Source organism: Streptomyces sp. NPDC004561, from assembly GCF_053602155.1.
This window is the reverse complement of sequence record NZ_JBSGDB010000108.1, coordinates 1-21567: the sequence shown is the minus strand read 5'-3', so window position 1 is coordinate 21567 and position 21567 is coordinate 1. Positions and strand designations below refer to the sequence as shown.

Below are 21567 nucleotides of genomic sequence, written 5' to 3'. Positions count from 1 at the left end.
GGGGCACCCCGGCCGACCGGCTGAGGTCATGCGGCCATTCGGCGGGTATTGCGCGCCGGTCACCTGCGAAGGGCTCCCGAGGGGGTATGCATCGATCGGGGGTATGCGACGAGCGGAGCGCACGTGATCCGGGTACTGGTGGTCGACGACGAAGCCTTGATCCGCACGGGCTTCACGCACATTCTGAACACGGCGGACGACATCGATGTCGTCGGGGCGGTACCCGGCGGCCAGGCCGTCCGTACGGTGCGGGAGTTGCAGCCCGACGTCGTCCTTCTCGACATCCGGATGCCGGACGTGGACGGCCTCACCATTCTGGCCGACCTCCGCCGTATGCCGCAGCCCCCGGTGGTCGCCATGCTCACCACGTTCGACGCCGACGAGTACGTGGCTACGGCTCTGCGCTCGGGCGCCGCCGGATTCCTGCTCAAGGACACAGACCCCGAGGAGCTTCCCCACCTGGTGCGCAAGCTGGCCGAGGGAGGGACCGTGCTGTCGTCCCAGGTCACCCGGCTGGTGGTGGACGGCTACCTCGACCACGGTGTGCGCGAGCCCGGCGCCGTCCGTCTCACCGGCCGGCTCACCGAGCGCGAGCGCGCTGTACTCGCCCTCATGGCCGAAGGACTCGCCAACACCGACATCGGCGAAAGGCTGCACCTGAGCACCGGCACCGTCAAAGGCCATGTCACCAACGTGCTCGGCAAACTGCGGGTCAGCAGCCGAGTCCAGGCCGCCCTGATCGCCGAACGCGCGGGCCTGCTCCAGCCCGAACAGGGCGACGGCGCTCGGTGAGCCTGCGACGGCCGCCGGATCTGCAGCTCGACATCGCCCTCGTCGGGATCGCGCTGGCGGACGCATGGGCCCATGTCGGCGTACGGGAGCAACCCGCCGCCGCCTGCGCGCTGCTCGGCGCACTCGCCCTCGCCGTCCGTCGCCGCCTGCCCCTGACGACCTTCGCCCTCACGCTCCCCACCGCCCTCGTCACCGACGCAGTGGTCGCCCCCATGGCCGCGCTGTACACGCTCTCCTCGCTCAACCGCCACCGCTTCCTGCTGGCCGGCTGCGCCTTCACCTACGCGGTCATCGACTACATGCCCTGGCCCTGGTCGTCCCTGGACGCCACCGAACTGTCCCAGACGAACAACCTCTTCCACCTCAGCTACACCCTGGCCACCGCCGCCGCCCCTGTCTTCCTGGGCCAACTCGTCCAGGCGCGACGCGAACTGTCCCTGCGGCTCGCCGACATCTCCGAGGCCCGCGAGCACGAACGGCTGCTGACCGCCCAGAGCGTTCTCGCGAAGGAACGCGCCCAGCTCGCCCGGGAGATGCACGACGTGGTCTCCCACCAGGTCAGCCTGATCGCCGTACAGGCCGGAGCGCTCCAGGTGGGCAGCCAGGACGCCGCGACGCGAGAGGCCGCGACCACGATCCGCCGCCTCAGCGTGCAGACCCTGGACGAACTGCGGCACATGGTCAGCGTCCTGCGGGCCTCCGGCAGCAGTCCGACGGAGCTCACCCCCCAACCCTCCCTCGCCGACCTGGAGCGTCTGGTCGACGCCAGCGGCATCGAAGCCGAACTGGAAACCGATCTGTCCGACGAACTGCCGCCGCCGGTGCAGCGCGCCGTCTACCGCACCGTTCAGGAAGCGTTGACGAACGTCCGCAAACACGCCCCCGGCGCCACCGCGACCGTGCGCATCACCCACCGGGGCAGTGCTCTGCGCACCACCATCACCAACACCGCTCCCACCCGCAGTGCGTTGGCCCTGCCGAGCGCCCAGCACGGCCTGGTCGGCCTGACGCAACGAGCCGAACTCCTCGGCGGCACCGTCACCTCCGGCCCCACGGCCCAAGGAGGCTATGAACTCCACCTGGAACTGCCGGTCGACCGAAACCGGTGAACCGGACCCGGCCCGGCCGGGCGCATCGTGCTCACGGCCGGGCGCCTCAGGACGAGGGGTGCTACTGGACCGTCACGGTGACCTGCCACAAGAGAACCGCGTGCGAGCAGACGTTGCCGGGCTTGGGCACGCACCGCATCAGGGAGTCGAGCGTGCTCCTCCCGGTGTCGGTGACGCGGAACGTCGCACTGGCGTCGCCGTTCGGGCCGAGACGGCCGGCCGTCTTACGGAGGACCTCGTCGTCGGCGGCGGTGGGGGAGCTCCACTTCCACGTCGCCGTCGCGGTCCGCCTCCCTGCGAGGCGGACGGTGATCGTGTCACCGGTGTGTGCGGTGACGGACTGACCGTTCGCGCTGTTGGTCAGCGTCAGGTGCCGCTTGTGGACGGCCGTGGCGGGGCATGCCACGGCAGCACCCGCGGCCAGGACGACTGCGGTCGTCGCCGAGACGACGGCTCGGCCCAGAGGGAATGTGATCATGAATAGTCCAACGATCGTGAAGGCGTCCGGGATGCGCCGCGACCAGGAAAGGGCCGGCGATCAGGCGCTCACCGCCCCCGCATTCCAGGGCCGGCCGAGCCCGGCGTACGAGGTCAGGCGGCACATGCCGTCCGGCGGGGTCGGCGCGCAGGGTCCACCACCGCTTCCCCCAAGTGGCGGACCCCAGCTCCAGGACACGCGGGCGATGCTGTAGCCCCAGGCGGAGACGAGTCGCTTGCGGACGTCGCGGTCGTGACGTCTGTGATCTCCAGGACGGTGCTGGCACCGTCTGCCGCAGCCCCGCCGCCGCAGACGAAGATCGCCGTCACAGGAGAGACCCATGGCCATACCGTGGCGCGTACGCATACCCCGCCCCCGGTGCGCGCTGCCCGAGACGCTGCGCAAAGGAAGCGTGCCTGTCCTCGCTCTCACCGCAGCCGCCATGCTGGACGCCTGGGCCCCCTTCCGCGCCCGGTTCGGACCCGTGCTCGCGGCCGTGCCCGCACTGGCGGCGGCCACCTGCACCGTGACCGGCATCGTCTGCATCGGGCTGCTCACCGGTCTCGCGGCCAGCCTGATCGCATGGGTGAACGGATGGCTGATCGACTCCCCGTTCCAGGTGACGATTCTCAGCGTGGCCGCCGTGACCGTCGCGGGCGTGTGGGCCGGCGCCGTGCGGCTGCGCCGGGAACAGGAACTGGTCAACGTCAGACTGATCGCCGAGACGGCACAGCGCGTCGTACTGCGCCCCGTGCCCGAGCGGCTCGGACCAGTCCGCTTGCACGGCGTGTATCTCGCGGCACACCACCAGGCCCGCATCGGGGGAGACGCCTACGAATGCCTCGACACGGCCTTCGGCGTCCGGGTGTTGATCTCCGACATCCGCGGCAAGGGCCTGCCCGCGGTCGATGCCGCGGCGGCTCTGCTGACCTGTTTCCGCGAAGCCGCGCACACCGAGAGGTCCCTGGACCGACTGGCGCGACGACTGGAAGACAGCGCGCAACGCCATGTGCGGTCACAGGACGCCTTCTCCGAGTGCTTCGCCACCGCCGTAGTGATCGAGATCCCGGACGAGGAAGTGGTGCGCGTCGTCCGGTTCGGCCATCCCCGGCCCCTTCTCCTGCGCGGCAGCGGTCGCGCGATCCCCCTCACCCCGCCGACGAGCAGCCTGCCCCTGGGCCTCGGCGACCTGACGCAAAAGGGTCACCAGGTGCTCAGTGCTCGGTTCCGGCGGGGGGACCGGATGCTGCTGTACACCGACGGAGTGACCGAATGCCGCGACGGGCAGGGCACGTTCTATCCCCTGGTGCAGCGGTTGCAGTCCTGGACGGGGCTGAACGGCTCGGCGATGCTGGACAGGCTGCGCGAAGACCTCCTCCGCCACGGGAAAGGCCGGCAACAGGACGACGCGGCCCTCGTCCTGCTCGAGCGCGTCGACGGCCGCCTGGGCCGGCAGACAACCGCGCGGCGCAGCCGCCCTGACGACTGTCCTCCGTCCGCGGTCTGACGGGGAGTTGGGCTTCTGAGCCGAGGAAGTGGGGGCGGTGCGTGAGCTGTTCGGGGCCTGGCGCTCAATCCACGGATGTAGACCCGTGGACGCATGCGCGGCGGTCGTCCAATCGCCGGTCGGATGTGCCCGAGTGCACCGCATGACAGCGTTCCGCCATGGACCTGAACAGCAGTAAAGGCAGCGGGCTGACGCGTCGTCACCTGCTCGGCACCGCACTGGCGGCTGGGGCCGCAGTGCCGCTCGGCGTCGCACGCCCCGCGTGGGCCGCCCGGACCGCTCCCGGCCCGGCGCGGCTCGTCCTGCCCGAGCCCACGGGGCCGTACCCGGTGGGCACGGTGTCGCTGCACCTCGTGGACGGCTCACGGCCGGATCCGGCGGGCGGCCCGGGACGTCCCCGCGAGCTCATGGCCAGTGTCTGGTACCCCGCGCGGGACGTCCGGCGGTACCCGCGGGCGTCCTGGATGGCCGCCGCCCCTCTGCGGGCGCTCCTGACGTCCGCCGGGTTCGGCGCCGACGCCGTGCTCGCGCCGCTCACGGCCGGCCGCGAGGGCGCCCCGGTACGGCGAACGGGCGGACGCCTGCCCGTCGTCGTGTTCTCGCACGGCGCGCACGACCACCGCTCCGACGCCACCGTGGTGGTTCAGGAACTCGCCAGCCACGGATACGTCGTCGTCACGGTGGACCACACGTACGACGCCTTCAGTGAATTCCCGGACGGCCGCGTCGTCGTCCCCCTTCACGACCCGCAACACATGCTGGGACCGGCGGACTTCGCCAGGGACATCCGGTTCGTCCTCGACCGCATCGAGGACCTCGACGCCGGGCGCAACCCCGACGCCGAGCACCGGCCGCTGCCGGCCGGCCTGTCCGGCGCCCTCGATCTGCACCGCATCGGCATGTTCGGCTGGTCGAAGGGCGGGACGGCGACCGCCCTCGTCATGATCGAGGACCGGCGCGTCCGGGCGGGCCTGAGCTTCGACGGCCCGATGGAACCGACCGTCACCAACGATGTGGACCGGCCGTTCATGATGATGACGGCCGTGTTCACCCGGGCCGAGGAGCCGAGCGTCGCCGAGTTCTGGTCGCACCTGCGGGGATGGCGGCTCAACATCCAGGCCGAGGGCGCGGTCCACTCGTCGTACTGCGACAACCAGGTACTGATCCCGCAGCTGGCGAAGGCGGTCGGAATGAGCGACGAGGAACTTCGGCGCTGGATCGGAACGCTCGATCCGGCGCGGGCGTTGCGGATCCAGCAGGCGTACCCGCTCGCCTTCTTCGACCTTCATCTGCGGCACCGCCGGGGGCACCTGCTCGACGGGCCGTGCGCGGCCTTCCCCGAGGTGACATTCCTTCCCTGACACCCGTTCGGACGACCACACTCTCGCGCGAGCTTCGGGCCGGGGGAGGCGGAACGACGCGTCCGGGAGGCTGGATTGAGGGCTGGCCACGCGGGCACGTGCATCCCAGGAAGGTGGGTGCCCTGCCGTCCGCGCGGCGGCGGGCGGCAGGGAGAGGGGAGTGAGGATGGCCGAGCGATCGACCGCTGCGTCAGAGCAACGGCCCGGAGCGGTGGGCCGCGGTAGCGTCCCGACGCCACCGTTGCGGCCCGGCGGCTACGATCCGGCCGACTACGCGGCAACTGTGGTGCGCAGCGCCGGGGAGGCCGGCGTGTCCCCCGTGCTGGTGATGACCGTGCTCCACAACGAGGCGTACAAGCCGCACCACCCGCTGCTGGAGCGGCTGTGGCAGTGGTGGAAGCCCGGGGCGTCCTTCGGAGTGGCCAACATGCACCGTGTGACCTTCGAGCGGGTTCGGCGGGCGCACGGCCTGTCGGGCCGGTGGGAGGACCTTCGCGACGACCCCGCCTTCGCCATCCACGCGGCGGCCCTGCACCTGAAGGACCTCGACCGGAGCCTTCCGGGGCGGCGCGTGCGCCGCTACACCCGCGACGAACTCCTCGCCCTGGGCTACAACACGGGTGAACGCAACATGCGTTCCTTCGCCCGGGGCGTCCCGCCGGGCCCCATGGCACGGTCGTACCTGCGCCGTTTCCGTGCGTACCGGGGCCGGGCCGCCGAGGTCCTGGCGGACGCGGAGGGACGCGCGACACCGTGACCGGATGAGCGCGGCCGACTGGCCCTCATTCCGGCCGGCTCTGAACCTGCCGCCCAAGGAAATTCAGCAACCTGGTCTGGGCGTCCGCATCAGCGACCGAAGCGACCTTGGGCCCGAATGCCTTCGGTGTTCGAATGTCGTCGTCTTCGGGCAGCAGAATCCCCGTCGCCACGGATACGGCCTCGGCGTCCAGCGTCTCGTCCTGTCCGGTTGCTCGCGCGAGGTCCCACGTGTGAATCAAGGTGTCCGCACACGCCATCCGCTTCACGAATTCCTCGAAGGGGATGGAGCCGAACTCTTCACCCAGGAGGGCGGATGCCTTTTCGGGGGTTCGTAGTGCGTCTTTGATTTCCGCGGATGCCGAGTTCCACGCCTGAAGCAGATCCTCGCCCCGGCCGGGCGTGGAATAGCCTGATCCATCCAGCCCGGCAGTGGCTCGCCGATGATTGGAGACGACGTGGGCTGCAACATCCCAAGCCGTCCATCCGGGGCACGGAGAGGGATCTTCCCATCTGCCGGATGGGCAATTTGCGATCAGATCTTCGAAGCGTCCCGCGATCCGCTCATACAGATGTTGAACTGAAGATCCCACTCGCTTCTTCCTTCCGTGTACCGTCGACTCAATCGTGCCGCAGGAAACTCCGGCCCGGTCGCCTCATCGGCGGTCCGGTTCGTGCGGTGGGGTGATTTCCTCGGTGTCGAACCCGGGTGTGCCCTTCTCGGCCACGAAGCCGCTCACGTGCCCGTCATCTCCGCGGGCTTGGACGATCATGCAGTCGGCGAAGGGCGCGGCAGTGTCTGCGCGGCCGGCCTCGACGGATCGGACCGCCGGGAGATCCTCGTCGCACGGGGCCTCACCGGCATCGCCCCCGCCGTGCTGCCGGCCGGTACGAGTGACTAGGCCCGGTAGGCCGCGGAGATCTGGCCGACCAGGACGGCGAACGGCATGTCGAGGGCGGCGTAGAGGGCGCCGGCCTCGGGGAGCGCGTTGTCGGCGAGGGCCTCGACCAGCTCTTGGCGCTGGGCACCAGTGGGTGTCGTACGCCGGAGTGAAGGCACATCGCGGGGACAGCGGTCGCGAGGTATGTCGACGCGTCCTGCCAGGTCAGCCGTGTCGGCTTCCCCCGTGTCCGGTCGAGCCGGCCCCTCAATGTGCAACCGCTTCACCGCACATGCGAGCAAGCGAGGTCAAGACCCTAGGCAGCCAGGTCCGTGGCCGGTATTTTGCGCCCTTGGCCCCCGTGAGAAGCGGCGGGGTGACGCTTCAACGAGGGGGTGCGGTGCGGGACTTCAGCCTTCCGCCGCTGGTGGCGACTCTGCCCAAGGGTGGACTCGCGGACTCGGTGTTCGACGTGGCCGAGCACGACCCGAAACTGGAACAGCTGGCCCGGCGCGACAGCGAACCGGACAGCGACGAGTGGGTCCCGGTCACGGCGGCGGAGTTCCGCGACGAGGTGATGGGGTTGGCGAAGGGGCTGCTGGCCGCCGGCATACGGTTCGGTGAGCGGGTCGCCGTGATGTCCCGGACACGGTACGAGTGGACGCAACTCTGTTACGCCCTGTGGTCGATCGGCGCCACGGTCGTCCCCGTCTATCCCACCTCCTCCGCGGATCAGGTCCGTTGGATCCTGTCGAACGCCCAGGTGGCGGCGATCGTGGTGGAGCACGAGGAACATGCCATGACCGTGGGAGCGGCCTGCGACGGGACGCCGCTGCGCTCGATATGGCAGCTCGACGCGGACTGCGTAGGGCAGTTGACGGCTTGGGGCCGGGACATCCAGGACGCCGAGGTGGACCGTCACCGCCGGGCGGTGATACCCGAGTCAGTCGCCACCATCGCGTACACGTCGGGCACCACCGGGCTGCACCCCAGGGGGTGCGTGATCACGCACGCCAATCTGGCGGCCGAGTGCGACACCCTGTACGAGGGCTGGAAGGGGATCATCTCCGAGCCGGGGGAGCAGCCGTCCATCCTGGCGTTCCTGCCGCTGGCCCACATCTACGGCATGATGGTGCAGGTGGTGTGCATGCGCGGCGGCGTCCGGCTGGGCCACCAGCCCGACCTCGGCCCCGCCGCCCTGCTCCCCGCGCTGGCGTCCTTCCGGCCGACGTACGTCTTCGCCGTGCCCTACGTCTTCGAGAAGATCTTCCACAGGGCGCGCAGTGTGGCCGAGGAGGCGGGGCGGGGGCAACTGTTCGACAGGGCGGCGGCGATCGCCGTGCGGTATGCCGAGGAGATGGAGCGGCGGGACAAGGGAGAGGGCTCCGGGCCGGGGCCGATGCTCAGGGCGGCGCACGCGGTGTTCGACCGCCTGGTGTACGGGCGGTTGCGGGCGGTGCTGGGCGGCCGTGTCCGGAACGCCACATCCGGTGGCTCGACCTTCGACCGGGAGCTCGGTCTCTTCTTCGCCGGTGCCGGGATCACCATCCACGACGGGTACGGGCTCACCGAGACCACCGCCGCGGTGACCAGCCAACCGCCGGGCCGTCCCCGGTTCGGCACGGTGGGCAGGCCGCTGCCGGGCTGTGCCATCCACATCGCACGGGACGGAGAGATCTGGGTCGGCGGCGATGTCGTGTTCTCCGGCTACCACGGCGACCCGGAGGGCACCCAAGCGGTGTTGCGCGACGGCTGGTTCGCGACGGGCGACGTGGGCTTTCTCGACGACGACGGCTTCCTCGTGATCACCGGACGCAAGAAGGACATCATCGTCACCAACGGCGGGAAGAGCGTCAGCCCTCAGCTTCTTGAAGAGAGACTGCGGAAACACCCGCTGATCTCCCAGTGCGTCGTGGTCGGCGACAACCGGCCGTTCATCGCGGCCCTGATCACCCTGGACCTGGAGGCGTCGGAGCACTGGCACCAGGCGGGCGGGAGGCAGACGTCCAACTCCCGGACCGTCGACAAGGACCTGCACGCGGAGATCCAGCGGGCCGTGTCCATGGCGAACAGCGCCGTGTCACGGGCCGAGTCGATTCGAGCGTTCCGGATCCTTCCCACCGAGTTCGGCGTCGCCGACGGCCTCATGACGCCGTCCCTCAAACTGAAGAGAGGCGCGATCGTGAAGGCGTACGCGGCGGACATCGAGGAGCTCTACGCGTCCTCCTGAGCAGGCGTCCGACGACTGTGCGCGGGCCGTCGGTGGACACTTCGCCGCCGGGCAGGGGGAGTTCGAGGGCACGTCCGAGAGCATCGGTGCGCGGACGGCGTCACGGTCTCCGCGGACTCCGCCAGTGTCGCGAAGTCCGACTCTCTCCTACGGCGCGCCGCCACCGCACACGGCCCGGCGCGCCCAACGCGAAGCCTGGGCGCGGTGTCGCCGCGTCTGAGAAACCTGCCGCACGTCTCGGCCGCACTGCCCCCGCCGACGACCAGCAGCCGGGTTCCAAGAGGCCCTTGCCGTCGAAGGGGCCGAGCGATGGCCCTTCGATCTGGCCCGTATCGGCCTGTGCCGCAGAGATCGGCTTCGCCGCAGACAGGCACCCGCAGCGAGCGCCAGTGGCGCGGCGGGACCTGGCCGGCCGGCGGCCTGAAAGGGAGTGGATCGGCATCCTCGCCCCTCCTCTAGGTGGGCGAGGATGCCGACGCACGGTCCGCGGTGACACGCTCAGGGCCCTGCCCGCATGCCACCGGCTCGCTTCACTTCCTGCAGACTCGCAGGCGAACGGCGGTTCCCTGAGGGCCGGTCCGTACCTGGACGGTGTCGCAGAGCATGCCGACGCCCCAGATGCCGAAGCCGGACTTCAGAGCGGACTCCGGTGGTACCCAGCTGAGGAACTCCTCAGGCTGCCAGTGGCCGGAGTCGGTGATCTCGCATACGAGGCCGTTGTCGGGCCAGGCACGCAGGGACACCGGTGCCCGGCCGTGCCGGACGGCGTTGGTCGCCACCTCGGTGACGGCGACGAGGAGGTTGTACAGCGCGTCGCCCGCCACTTGGCAGTGCTTGGCCTGTTCGGCGACGAAGGCCCGTACGGCGTGCAGGTCGTCGGGACGGACCTTTATCGATGCGGCGGAGTGCGGGGACGGCGGCAGTGGCCGGCTGTCGACGTCGGCGACGAAGTCACGAGGGTTGCGGTAGTCCGGGTTCTTGCGCAGTCGGGCGCCCTCGTGGAGGTTGGGATGGGTCTGGCGCACCAGTGAGATGACCTCTGGGGCGAGGACCGCTGTGTTGTAGCAGCAGTAGCCCCGGAAATCGGCGTTGGCGAAGCCCATGTTGAAGATCGAGTCGTAGCGGACCCACTCCATCGCATCCGGGTACTTGGACCAGTCCGCCGACGCCACCACCCACGCCGGGCGTGAGCCGAGGGACCGGGCGACGGCGATCATGCCGGCCATCGCCCGCACCGGAGTGCTGTAGAAGTCCGACGGGTCGATGAACTGGACCGCCGCGGCGTCCCGTCCGAGCGAGTCGCGCAGCACCTCGGCCTCCTGCCGGGGGGTGACCGCGAACGTCGGGTCGCCGGCTTCGATGCCCTCGCGCAGGTGGGGCAGGGAGCCCGCGAGGAACTCCTGCTCGTCCTCGTACAGAAGAGCGCAGTGCTGGACTCCCTGCGATGCGCTCGTCGGACCGGCTTCCGCCGGCCGGTCCGCTGGTGCCTCGGCGGTCATGCGGTCTCCTTCCGTCCCTGGACGAGTCCGGGCAAGCGCTCCCAGCTGACAGTCTCGATCAGGTTCTCCATCTGCGGCGACAGGTTGTCCAGGACGAACTGGACCCCGTTACCGCGGCGCTCCACCAGGCTTGCCAGCAGCCGCAGGGCGCCGAGGTCGATGAAGCGCAGTTCGGCCAGGTCGAGCCGCACCTCGCCGCCCCCGGCCGACAGCGGGGACAGCGCCTCCAGGACCTCATGGTGCCGCGTCGCGTCGAGTTCCCCCTCCAGGCGCAGGCCCGGAGGGTCGACGGTCGGCGTGATCCGGAGCATGCGCTCGTCGGAGTGTGCAATGACTTCCATCAGATCTCCTAGCAAGGGGACCACTGGTTGCATCCGTGGGAGGGGATTGCTTCTCAAGAGCTCCTTCTAACACCCGTGATTTGCATGTGCGTTTGCGCCGTCGACGATGGCGGGGGACTACGAGACGGAGGGCCGGGCATGGCCGCTGCCGGGATGGGCCTCGGCTGCCCGTAGGCAAATTGACGCATCGTCATTTGGTTGGCTCCTCCACCTCCGAGGGGCCGACGCGCAGTGTCAGGCAGGCGGGGAAGAACGCGCTCCAGGTGTAGCCGCGCCAGCGCACGTAAGTGCCGAGGTCTGCGTCCCCGAGGACGGTCGCGTGTCTCATGTACTCCTGTGCCTCCTGGATCCTGCCCTGGTCGAAGAGGATGAGGCTGATCTCGTTGAGGGCGAGACTCTCCAGGGCCCGCTCGCCGATCTCTCCGGCGTGCATCAGGCTCTGCCGCAGGCAGGACAGTGCGTCCTCGGTCCGGTCCAGCCCCAGAAACGCCTGTCCGAGGTTGCCCAGGCCGGTCACCTGGGCCATGCGGTCTCCGGCCTCCTGTGCCAGGGCGAGATGCCGGCGTTGCACCGCCACGGACTCCTCGTACAGTTCCCGTTCGGCCAGCGCGTGCGCGAGGTTGGCCAGGGTGCGCAGCTCGCCGTCACGGTCGCCGGTCGCGCGCCAGAGGTCGAGCGCCGACTGAAGGCACTCGTGCATCTCGTCGTACTTCCGGAGCAGCCAGTGCACTGCGGACAGGTGGTCCAGGCCCCACGCCTCGCACTCCAGGTCACCCAGGCGCCGGGCGGTTGCGATGACCAGGTCGGCCAGAGTGTGCAACTCCCGGGCGCGTGCGTGCGGGTAGAGGTACCAGTGCAGCGGCCGCGCCAGCCGCAACGCGAGCCGGGCCGTGGAGCCGGACTGCGTCGCGGCGTGGGTGACGGCGGCCATCAGGTTCGCCCGCTCGACGTCCAGCCATGCCTCGGCCTCGCGGCGGTCCCGGATCGACGGCGTCGGAGCGGCGCCTTGGGCGCTCGGGTCCTGTGCGGCGCGGTGCGTCAGCTGCGGCATGTCGAGGAAGGCCACCGCCCGCTCGGCCGTGGCGAGGTAGAAGCGCAGCACGCGTTCGAGGGCCTGTTCGCGCTCGGCGGGCGGCTCCTCCGCGATCACCTGCTCCCGTGCGAAGAGGCGGATCAGGTCGTGCATCTGGTAGCGGCCCGGGGCGAGGCTGTGCAGCAGATGCGCGTCGACCAGCCGCTCGAGCGCGTCCTCGGCCTGCCAGCTGTCCACGTCGAGCAGCGCGGCCGCCGCCGTCAGCCCCATGTTCGAACCGGGGAGCACTCCGAAGAAGCGGAAGGCGTGGGCGGCAGCCCGATCGGTGGGGTTGCCGCTGTGGCAGATGACGTCGTAGCTGGCGTGGAAGCTGGCGCGCACCGACAGATCACCCACCCGGATCTCGTCGAGCCGGTTCTGCGCATCGGTCAGCCGTTCCACGAAGGTGCTCAGGGGCCAGCCGGGGCGGGCGGCCATGCGGGCGCCGACGATGCGCAGGGCGAGCGGAAGACGTCCGCACAACTGCATGATCGCGTCGGTCGCCTCGGGTTCCGCGGCGACCCGCTCCGCGCCGACGAGCCGCTCCAGCAGGGCGGTCGCCTGGTCGTGGAACATCACGCCGAGATGCAGGTAGGTGGCGCCCTCCAAGGAGGTCAGCAACTCCCGGCTGGTGATCAGCACCGCGCAGCCGGGCCCGGCAGGCAGCAGTGGCCGGACCTGCTCGGCGCCGGCGGCGTTGTCGAGCACGACCAGCAGCCGTCGGTCGGCCACCAGCGAGCGGAACGTGGCAGCGGCCTCCTCGGTGTTGGACGGTATGGCCACCTCCGGCACGCCGAGCGTGGTGAGGAACCGGCCGAGCACCTCACCGGGTTCCAGGGGCGTCAGCCCGGCGGTGGCTCCATGCAGGTCGACGTAGAACTGGCCGTCCGGGAAGCGCTCGGCGAGCTGGTGGGCGGTGTGAATGGCCAGAGCCGACTTGCCCACCCCGCCGGCACCGTCGATCACGGCCATCGCCACCCGTCCGTCACCGCCGTCCTGCAGCAGCCGGTGCAGCACCGAGCTCTCGGCGGCGCGGCCGACGAAGGTGGTGCTGAGGTGAGGAAGCTCCCTGGGGACCACGACGGGCCTGCGGTCCGCGGTCCGCGCCGGTTCGACGGGGGACGGGGGCGGGAGCAGCAACGACGCGTCGGCTCGCAGGATCTGCTGGTGAAGCCGTTGCAGCGGCGGGCCCGGCTCGATGCCGAGTTCCTCGGCCAGCCGGTGCCGCAGGTCCTGGTAGGCGGCCAGCGCGTCGGCCTGCCGGCCCGCCCGGTACAGCGCCAGCATGAACTGGCCCCGCAAGGCCTCGCGCAGCGGGTGTTCAACCACCAGCGTATCGAGTTCGTCCAGAACCGCCTCGTGGCGGCCCAGCCTCAGCCGGGCCTCGATGCGCGCCTCCCGCGCCTGCGCGCGGTACGCCGCCAGGCGCATCGCCTCCGCCTCCAGGGCGGGCGTCGGCGGCACGTCGGCGAAGGGGGCGTCGCGCCACAGCCCCAGCGCCTCCTCCAGGTACTCGGCGGCGGTCTCGGCCGCACCGCCGTCGAGCTCGCGCCCGCCTTGCTCGATCAGCTCCACGAACCGGTGGGCGTCGACCTCACCCGAGCCCACGACGAGCCGGTAACCGTGGGCCCGGTACCCCTGCGCGTGGGTCACCAGCAGTCGGCCCGACTCGTCCCCCAGCGCCCGCCGTACCCGCGACACATAGCCCTGAAGGAGCTTGCCCACGCTCTGCGGGGGATCCGCGCCCCACAATTCCGTGACCAGCCGGTCGGTGGAGACGACCTGGTTGGCATCGCACAGCAGCACGGCCAGCAGCATCCGCCACTTCGCCGGAGCCAGGGGAATCTCCTCGCTGCCGCGCCACAGTCCGAGCGTACCGAGGACCTGATACCGCATCACACGCTCCGCCGGTCGTCACCCGTGCAAGACGGGACTGATGCGGGCCGGTTCCCGGGCCGGACACGTGCAGGAGCCGGCACACCGGCCAGGGGCGGCCTCCCGCAGTGCGCGACGTGCGGCATCGCGGCCGACGGGGAGGACGCCGGTGCGACGCGCACCCACAGGGCCGGACTGGTCCTGTCCGACGCGGCCCGGCCGCCGGCTCAGGACACCCGCGCCTATCCGCGGGGGTGCAGTCACAGGACCTCCAGCAGTACATCGAGAGCGCGGAGTGCGAACATCCTGGGCGCAAAACGCCCGCGCCGCAAGGAAATGAGCGGACTGCGGGAAATCGGTGGGAGCCGTTACGCTCCTGGCGCTCGCGCGACCCGGTGCGCGGCGGCAACTCGCCGGCACCCGGGCCGCGGGAGCGCAGGTCACGTGCGGGCCGGTGACCGGCGGGCGGCCAGCAGGCTGCGCACCACCGTGACGGGCCGCAGGGCCGCGCTCGGCGGGACCAGCAGGTGCTGCATGCCGAGGACGACGCGGTGGGCGTCCACCGAAACGTGGCTGGCCAGCAGCACCTGCCGGACATAGCGGTTGATCAGGTCGGTGCCCGGCGGCCGGTGGCCCACCGTCTCCGGGTACATGAAGTCGCCGCCCGTCGCCACCTGCCACGGGCCGGCGATCACTTTGGCCGCCGCGCGATAGTACGCGCGGGCCATCCGGTACGACGCGGTGCCGAACCGGTCCAGGCAGCGGCCGAGTTCCACCGCTTCCAGGGCGGCGACGCTCATGCCCTGCCCGTACACCGGATTGAAGCTGCACAGGGCATCCCCGATCGCCACGTAGCCCGCGGGCGGCTGTCGCAGCCGCTCGAAGAAACGCCGGCGGGACTGCGGATAGGTGAACCTGCTCGCGTCCTGCTCACCCACCGGCTCGGCGCGGGCGATGAGTTCACCGATGTGCGGAGTCGGCAGTTCGGCGGCGTACTTCGCGAACCCTTGCGGATCGACGGGCGCATGGGCGCCGTGCCAGCCGGCCAGGGTGACCACCCACCGGTCGCCCTCGACGGGGAAGGCGGCGGCCGCTCTCTTGTCGTGCGGCGGAACGCCGGCTGTCAGGTACATCAGTACGCCGTCGAGCAGTCGGTCGTCGGCACCGCGACGCAGCAGCCGGGTGGCGTACGCGACGTCCACCTTGACGGTGGCCACATCGGGTGTCGGGCAACCCAGGGCGTGCAGCCACCGGTTGGACCGTGTGCCGCTGTGACCGGTGGCGTCCACCACCAGGTCCGCGGCGAGGTTCTCGCCCCCGTCCAGTTCGACCCCGCTCACCGTCCCGGCCGACCCGGTCAGCCCGCACACCGCAAGACGGTCGCGGACCTGCACGGTGGGCAGTGCCGCCACGCGGGCGCGTACGGTGTGCTCCAGAAAGGCACGGGTGAGGCTGATTCCCTGCATGCCGCTGGGAAACCGGACGCGATGGCCGCCCATCTGGTGGAAGAGCAGGTCCGATCCCGGATCGAAGGGCACCGCTCCGCCCGCGACGAGCTCCTCGGTCAGGCCGGGAAACAGCGCTTCGAGCGTGCTCTGCCCGCTGACGAGCAGCGCGTGTGCATGGCCGCCGTGCGGTACCCCTCGCCGGTCCCGCGCGTCCCCGGGCAGAGAGTCCCGGTCCACGACCGTCACCCGGGCGAATCTCCCGGCCAGCGCACGCGCCGCGACAAGCCCGCCCATCGACGCGCCGATGACCACCGCATGCCCGCGGACCGAACCCATGGCTGGACCTTCTTTCGAGGCAACCACCGGCTCGGGCCGGTGGAGAATCCACTCGTTGGCGCACCCGATGCCGCAACGAAGAGGCACCGGGCCGGTCATGAAGATGAGGAGTGTAGAAGTCCCCTCTCCGAAAGGCCAGTTCGCGGACACCGACATGGGCCGCAGCCCGGCCCGAGCGGCCGGGATGCCCGCGTGCACAGGTCGGGCGCGCGGACATCCGTGGTCAGTCCCCGTCGTCGCCCAGGGCTGTGACGAACGCCTGCCACTGTTCCCGGCCACACCGGAACGCCGGACCGTCGGGGTCCTTGCTGTCCCGGACGAAGACGGCGTGCTGGGCATCGGCGACCTCCACGCAGTTGCCTCCGTTTCCCATGCTGTGGCTGCTCCTGCGCCAGCGCAGCTCAGTCGGGTCCACCTTCGATTTCCTTTCTCAGCCGACGGATCAGGACGCGCGAGTCCTGCGGGGACAGCGCATGTGCCTGGATCAGGTTGAACGCCAGGTGATGCTGGCTGAGTTGATGGACGTCGGTGGTCACCTGGCCCCCGATGAACGACTCCCCGTACAAGAAGTCCCGGCCCTCGCGGAAGCCCATGATGCGGAAGGGAGTCATGCTCCCGGGGTGCTCGCGCACGCTGAACGGGACGACCTGTACGTGCACCCTGGGCAGGCCGGCCACCGCCAGCAGGTGTCCGAGCTGCTCGCTCATGGTCCGGCTCCCGCCGACGCGGCGACGCAGCACCGCCTCGTCGAGTGCAATCATGATCTGCGGCGGATCGCGTCTGTCCAGGATGCGCTGCCGGTCCAGCCGCGCGGTCACGAACTGCTCGATCTGCAGCGCTGACGCCGTCGGATGGGCGGTGCAGAAGACGGCACGAGCGTAGGCCTCCGTCTGCAGCAGACCAGGTATGGCGACAGTCTCGAATTCCTGGACGAAACTGGCCTGCTGCTCCAACTCGATGACCTGCCAGAACCACTCGGGATAGGCGGACTTGACGAGAGAAGGCCACAGAGCTGCCAAGGCGCCGTCCGCGCCGAGAAGCCGGTCGGCCTCCACAGCGTAGCTGCGGGAGGGCATCTGCTCGGCGTTCTCCATCCGCTCGACGTCCGCCTCGGCGCACCGCGTCCGCTCGGCGACCTCCCGGCGGGAGAGTCCGGCCGCCAACCGGCACCGCTGTGCGGCGTCTGCGAAACGGCTCAGCGCCGAGGACAGGTTCTCACCGCGCGACTGCACCGGCCCCGCTCCCTGTCCCTCCGCCGGCACGAGTCCCCGGCCACCGGGCGGTTGCCAGGCGACCGTCCCGTCCGGCCCGAGCACGGCCCGGGCGATCGGCGTCCTGGACCTGGTCCGGGCCGAGGTCGCCGCGGTGCTCGGGCACGTGTCGGAGCGTACGGTCCGGCCGGAACACGCCTTCCAGGACCTGGGCTTCGACTCCCTCACGGCCGTCGAACTGCGCAACCGGCTGAACAGGGCGAGCGGGCTGCGGCTCCCCGCGACGCTGGTCTTCGACCACCCGACACCCGCTCTCCTGGCCCGTCACGTGCTCACGGAGACGGCGGGGGCGGCCGAACCGGCCCTAGTGGATTCCCTACTTGCCGATCTGGACAGGGTGGAACAAGAATTGGTCACGAAGTTGTCGGAGAGTGAAGCGCGCGACCGGATCCTGTCGAAGCTCCGGGCCGTATTGGCGATTGCCGGTGAATCCGGCGGGGTGACGGCCCAGGAAGGCCCTGGTGTGGGCGGCCGCGATCTGGAATCAGCCACGGACGACGAAGTATTCGATCTGCTCGGCAAGGAATTCGGGATTTCCTGACCGCTTTGGCGTGTCCCGGTGATCCCTTGCCGAATTCCGTCAAGTCATCGCAGGGGTGAGGGACGATTTCGGTGGCGAACGAGGACAAGCTCCGCTATTTCCTGAAGCGAGTCACCGCAGATCTCCAGGAGACCCGGCGGCGCCTTCGTGACTACGAGGACGCCGCCGGGGAACCGGTGGCCATCATCGGGATGAGCTGCCGCTACCCGGGAGGGGTCGACTCGCCCGAGGACCTGTGGGAGTTGGTCGCGGGCGGCCGCGACGCCGTCTCGGAGTTCCCCGCCGACCGCGGCTGGGATCTGGACGCGCTCTACGACCCGGATCCTGAGTCCCGCGGGACCAGCTACGCCCGCGAGGGCGCGTTCCTGCGGGACCTGGCGCGGTTCGACGCCGGCCTCTTCGGGATCTCGCCCCGCGAGGCGCTCGCCATGGACCCCCAGCAGCGGCTGCTGCTGGAGACGTCGTGGGAGCTGTTCGAGCGGGCCGGCATCGATGCCGCCTCGCTGGCGGGGAGCAGGACCGGCGTGTTCACCGGCGTGATGAACCACGAGTTCCTCGCCGCCCTCCAGAACTCCCCGGAGGACCTGGAGGGTTACCTGGGGACGGGCACCTCGGGCAGCGTCGCCTCCGGCCGCGTCGCCTACACCTTCGGCCTCGAAGGCCCGGCCGTCACGGTCGACACGGCCTGCTCGTCGTCCCTGGTGGCGCTGCACCTGGCCGTCCAGTCGCTGCGGAGCGGCGAGTGCTCGCTGGCCGTGGCGGGCGGCGTCACCGCGATGGTCGGCCCCGCCACCTTCGTCGGCTTCAGCAGGCAGCGCGGACTCGCGCCCGACGGCCGGTGCAAGGCGTTCGCGGCCGGTGCCGACGGCACCGGCTGGGGCGAGGGCGCCGGCCTGCTGCTCGTGGAACGCCTCTCGGACGCCCGCCGCAACGGACACGAGGTCCTCGCGGTCGTCCGGGGCTCCGCCGTCAACCAGGACGGCGCGTCCAACGGCCTGACTGCCCCCAACGGCCCCTCCCAGCAGCGGGTGATCCGCCAGGCCCTGGCCGCCGCCCGGCTGACCACGGCACAGGTCGACGCGGTGGAGGCGCACGGCACGGGCACCCGGCTCGGCGACCCGATCGAGGCGCAGGCGCTGCTCGCGACGTACGGGCAGGGCCGCCCCGACGACAGGCCGCTGTGGCTGGGCTCGATCAAGTCCAACATCGGCCACACCCAGGCCGCGGCCGGTGTGGCAGGCATCATCAAGATGGTCATGGCCATGCGCCACGGCGAACTGCCCCGCACGCTGCACGTCGACGCGCCGTCCCCGCACGTCGACTGGTCAGCCGGGGCCGTACGGCTGCTCACCGAGCGCACGCCCTGGCCGGCGTCGGACCAGCCGCGCCGGGCCGGCGTCTCCTCTTTCGGGATCAGCGGCACCAACGCGCACACGATCATCGAGGAAGCCCCGTCGGCCGAGGCGTTCGCACAGGAAGCCGAGGCCCCGGAAGCGCCGGAGGAGGGCGCGGAGAGCGCCGAGGCCGTCGTCCCGGAGGCCGCGCGTCCGGCCGACGGCGGACCGGTGCCGTGGGTGATCTCCGGCAGGACCGAGGAGGCCCTGCGCGCACAGGCCGAACGCCTGCTGGCCCGGACGGACGCACAAGTCCCCCCGCTCGACGTGGCGTTCTCGCTCGCCACGACACGCACGGCCCTGGAACACCGCGCGGTGGTCCAGGGCGAGACACGGGCCGAACTCGACGGGGGGCTGCGGGCCGTGGCCTCCGGCTCCCCGGCCCCGGGCGTGGCGCGCGGCCAGTCCGGCACCGGCGGGCGGGTCGGGTTCCTCTTCTCCGGCCAGGGCTCCCAACGCCTGGGTATGGGGCGCGAGTTGTACGCGTCCTACCCAGCGTTCGCCGCCGCGTACGACGAGGTCTGCGCGCACCTCGACGCCCCGGTCGACGTCGACTCGGAGGAACTGCACCGCACGGGCGCCGCCCAGCCCGCACTCTTCGCCGTCGAGGTCGCGCTGTTCCGGCTGTTGGAGTCGTGGGGCGTCCGGCCGGATTACGTGGCCGGTCACTCGGTGGGGGAGATCGCGGCCGCGCACGTGGCCGGGGTGCTGTCGCTGGAGGACGCGGCGAGGCTGGTGTCCGCCCGTGCCGCGCTGATGCAGGCGCTGCCCGCCGGTGGGGCGATGATCGCGGTCCAGGCGACCGAGGAGGAGGTGCTGTCGCACCTGACCGACGAGGTCGGTGTGGCGGCGGTCAACGGCCCACGGTCCGTGGTCGTTTCCGGTGCGCAGGACGCGGTCACGGCGATTGCCGAGGCGTTCGCCGCCCGGGGGCGTAAGACGTCCCGGCTGAAGGTCAGTCACGCGTTCCACTCGCCGTTGATGGATCCGATGCTGGAGGAGTTCGCGGAGGTCGTCCGTGGTCTGGTCTTCAGCGAGCCGCGGATCCCGGTGGTCTCGAACCTCACCGGCCGCCTGGCCGAGTCGTACACCCCGGAGTACTGGGTCCGGCACGTCCGTGAGGCGGTCCGCTTCGCCGACGGCGTCCGGGCTCTCCACGACCTGGGCGTGACGACGTTCGTGGAGATCGGGCCGGGGGGCGTGCTGAGCGCCCTCGCCCAGGGCTGCCTGGACGGCGACGTGCTCACCGTGCCCGCCCTGCGCGCCGACAGCCCCGAGCGGGCCGCACTCGTCGCCGCCGTCTCCGAACTGCACGCGCACGGCGTCTCCCCGGACTGGCACGCCTTCTTCCCCGGCGCCCGCCGCGTCGGCCTGCCCACCTACGCCTTCCAGTACGAGCGCTACTGGCTCGACACCGCACCGGCCGCTCCCGGTGACGTCCGCGCCGCCGGCCTGGGCTCGGCCGACCATCCGCTGCGGGGCGCCGCCGTCTCCCTGGCCGGCGGCGACGAGCGGCTGCTGACCGGCCGGCTGTCCCTGCGCACGCACCCGTGGCTGAGCGACCACGCCGTGCTCGGAACCGTGCTGCTGCCGGGCACCGCGTTCGTCGAACTGGCCGTGCGCGCCGCCGACGAAGCGGGCTGCGCGTCGCTGGAGGACCTCACCCTCGAAGCGCCCCTGGTCGTGCCCGAGCGGGGCGGCGTCGCGGTCCAGGTGTGGGTGGGCGCGGCCGACGACACCGGCCGCAGGCCGCTGACCGTGCACGCGCGCCCCGAGGACGACGCCGGCCTGCCCTGGGTCCGCCACGCGACCGGCTTCGTCACCGAAGGGACCGAAGAGACGGGCGCCGCGGCCGCCGGCCGGACGCTCACGGCGTGGCCGCCGCCGGGCTCCGAACCGGTCGACCTCGACGGCTTCTACGACCGGCTGGCGGCCCTGGGTCTGGCCTACGGACCGGCGTTCCGTGGACTGCGGAGCGCCTGGCGCGCGGGCGAGGAGGTCTTCGCGGAGGTCGCCCTCCCCGACGGCACGGACACCGGTTCCTTCCTCCTGCACCCGGCGCTGCTGGACGCGGCGCTGCACGCGATCGGCGCGGGCGGCTCCCTCGTCGCCGAGGCGGACGGGCCGCTCCTGCCGTTCGCCTGGTCCGGGGTGTCGGTGCGCGCCGTGGGCGCGTCCACCGTACGGGTCAGGCTGGCGCCGGCCGGTCCGGACGCGGTGTCCCTGCTGGTGGCCGACGGCGCCGGCGAGCCGGTGGCGTCCGTCGGGTCGCTGACCCTGCGCCCGGTGTCGGCCGGGCAGCTCCGCGAGCGTGACGGCGACGCGATGTTCACCGTCGTGCGGGCGCCGCTGACCCTGCCCTCCGACGACGCGCACGGGACGGAGGCCGCGTACGTCCCGGACATCGACGCACTGGCCGGGCCCGACGGGGCGTCGCAGCCGGACGTGGTCGTGGTCCCGTGCCCCGACGGCCCGGAGGGGGCGACCGGGGCCGAGCGGGTCCGCGCGGTCACCACCGAGGTGCTGCGGCTGGTTCAGCGCTGGTTCGCCGAGGACCGGACGTCGCGCCTGGTGCTGGTGGCGCGCTGTGACGACCTCGCGCACGCCGCGGCGGGCGGACTGGTGCGCTCGGCCCAGGCGGAGAACCCCGGCCGGATCGTGCTGCTCGAAACCGAC

The 21567-nt window shown here is 71.3% G+C and carries 18 protein-coding genes and 1 pseudogene; 10 read left to right on the top strand and 9 right to left on the bottom strand.

Annotated features, from left to right (window positions below):
* The first annotated feature begins 123 nt into the window (after positions 1-123).
* Positions 124-792, top strand: a complete 669-nt coding sequence (locus ACWEN3_RS16790; RefSeq protein ID WP_452971008.1) for a response regulator — start codon at positions 124-126, stop codon at positions 790-792.
* Positions 789-1901 (top strand): sensor histidine kinase, encoded by a 1113-nt coding sequence (locus ACWEN3_RS16785; RefSeq protein WP_452971005.1) that lies wholly within the window; start codon positions 789-791, stop codon positions 1899-1901. The genes ACWEN3_RS16790 and ACWEN3_RS16785 overlap by 4 nt, the downstream gene beginning before the upstream one ends.
* Positions 1902-1962: 61 nt before the next feature.
* On the opposite strand, the gene ACWEN3_RS16780 is transcribed toward ACWEN3_RS16785, so the two are convergent.
* Complete coding sequence (locus ACWEN3_RS16780; protein ID WP_452971003.1) at positions 1963-2379, bottom strand: hypothetical protein; 417 nt, start codon at positions 2377-2379, stop codon at positions 1963-1965.
* On the opposite strand from ACWEN3_RS16780, the gene ACWEN3_RS16775 reads away from it, so the two are divergent.
* The 4 genes from ACWEN3_RS16775 (at position 2378) to ACWEN3_RS16760 (ending at position 6004) form a co-directional block, all read left to right on the top strand.
* Positions 2378-2593 (top strand): hypothetical protein, encoded by a 216-nt coding sequence (locus ACWEN3_RS16775; protein WP_452971001.1) that lies wholly within the window; start codon positions 2378-2380, stop codon positions 2591-2593. The genes ACWEN3_RS16780 and ACWEN3_RS16775 overlap by 2 nt on opposite strands.
* A gap of 126 nt (positions 2594-2719) precedes the next feature.
* Entirely contained in the window at positions 2720-3886 is a 1167-nt protein-coding gene (locus ACWEN3_RS16770) for a PP2C family protein-serine/threonine phosphatase (protein ID WP_452970998.1), read from the top strand.
* Between the two features lie 158 nt (positions 3887-4044).
* Positions 4045-5247, top strand: a complete 1203-nt coding sequence (locus tag ACWEN3_RS16765; RefSeq protein WP_452970996.1) for an alpha/beta hydrolase family protein — start codon at positions 4045-4047, stop codon at positions 5245-5247.
* 310 nt (positions 5248-5557) lie between these two features.
* Positions 5558-6004, top strand: coding sequence for a lytic transglycosylase domain-containing protein (locus tag ACWEN3_RS16760; RefSeq protein ID WP_452970993.1), 447 nt, complete (start codon positions 5558-5560; stop codon positions 6002-6004).
* 25 nt (positions 6005-6029) lie between these two features.
* On the opposite strand, the gene ACWEN3_RS16755 is transcribed toward ACWEN3_RS16760, so the two are convergent.
* Positions 6030-6596, bottom strand: a complete 567-nt coding sequence (locus ACWEN3_RS16755) for a TIGR03086 family metal-binding protein (RefSeq protein WP_452970990.1) — start codon at positions 6594-6596, stop codon at positions 6030-6032.
* Positions 6597-6743: 147 nt separating this feature from the next.
* Between ACWEN3_RS16755 and ACWEN3_RS16750 the strand changes: the two genes are divergently transcribed.
* A complete protein-coding gene (locus tag ACWEN3_RS16750) occupies positions 6744-6905 on the top strand; it encodes a hypothetical protein (RefSeq protein WP_452970988.1) in 162 nt (53 codons plus the stop codon).
* Here the strand turns inward: ACWEN3_RS16750 and ACWEN3_RS16745 are convergent.
* Positions 6902-7063, bottom strand: coding sequence for a hypothetical protein (locus tag ACWEN3_RS16745; protein ID WP_452970986.1), 162 nt, complete (start codon positions 7061-7063; stop codon positions 6902-6904). The genes ACWEN3_RS16750 and ACWEN3_RS16745 overlap by 4 nt on opposite strands.
* Before the next feature lie 221 nt (positions 7064-7284).
* Between ACWEN3_RS16745 and ACWEN3_RS16740 the strand changes: the two genes are divergently transcribed.
* Positions 7285-9114 carry an AMP-dependent synthetase/ligase gene (locus ACWEN3_RS16740; protein ID WP_452970984.1) on the top strand — a complete coding sequence of 610 codons (1830 nt, stop codon included), beginning with the start codon at positions 7285-7287 and terminating at the stop codon, positions 9112-9114.
* 530 nt (positions 9115-9644) lie between these two features.
* On the opposite strand, the gene ACWEN3_RS16735 is transcribed toward ACWEN3_RS16740, so the two are convergent.
* The 6 genes from ACWEN3_RS16735 to ACWEN3_RS16710 form a co-directional block, all read right to left on the bottom strand.
* On the bottom strand, positions 9645-10613 hold the full coding sequence (locus tag ACWEN3_RS16735) for an anti-sigma factor RsbA family regulatory protein (protein WP_452970982.1): 969 nt from the start codon (positions 10611-10613) through the stop codon (positions 9645-9647).
* Positions 10610-10954 carry an STAS domain-containing protein gene (locus tag ACWEN3_RS16730; protein ID WP_452970979.1) on the bottom strand — a complete coding sequence of 115 codons (345 nt, stop codon included), beginning with the start codon at positions 10952-10954 and terminating at the stop codon, positions 10610-10612. Before ACWEN3_RS16730 ends, ACWEN3_RS16735 begins: the two co-directional genes overlap by 4 nt.
* Before the next feature lie 190 nt (positions 10955-11144).
* Positions 11145-13922: a BTAD domain-containing putative transcriptional regulator gene (locus ACWEN3_RS16725; protein ID WP_452970978.1), complete on the bottom strand. Its 2778-nt coding sequence runs from the start codon at positions 13920-13922 to the stop codon at positions 11145-11147.
* 419 nt (positions 13923-14341) lie between these two features.
* Entirely contained in the window at positions 14342-15685 is a 1344-nt protein-coding gene (locus ACWEN3_RS16720; RefSeq protein WP_452970976.1) for an FAD-dependent oxidoreductase, read from the bottom strand.
* A 223-nt stretch (positions 15686-15908) separates the two neighbouring features.
* Positions 15909-16100: a DUF397 domain-containing protein gene (locus ACWEN3_RS16715; protein ID WP_452970974.1), complete on the bottom strand. Its 192-nt coding sequence runs from the start codon at positions 16098-16100 to the stop codon at positions 15909-15911.
* Positions 16087-16917, bottom strand: a complete 831-nt coding sequence (locus tag ACWEN3_RS16710; RefSeq protein WP_452970972.1) for a helix-turn-helix domain-containing protein — start codon at positions 16915-16917, stop codon at positions 16087-16089. The genes ACWEN3_RS16715 and ACWEN3_RS16710 overlap by 14 nt, the downstream gene beginning before the upstream one ends.
* Before the next feature lie 94 nt (positions 16918-17011).
* Here ACWEN3_RS16710 and ACWEN3_RS16705 point away from each other — a divergent pair, with 94 nt between their 5' ends.
* Together ACWEN3_RS16705 and ACWEN3_RS16700 are read left to right on the top strand one after the other, a co-directional pair.
* A complete protein-coding gene (locus ACWEN3_RS16705; protein WP_452971010.1) occupies positions 17012-17497 on the top strand; it encodes a phosphopantetheine-binding protein in 486 nt (161 codons plus the stop codon).
* Between the two features lie 71 nt (positions 17498-17568).
* Positions 17569-21567, top strand: a pseudogene (locus tag ACWEN3_RS16700) (type I polyketide synthase); the annotation flags it as partial.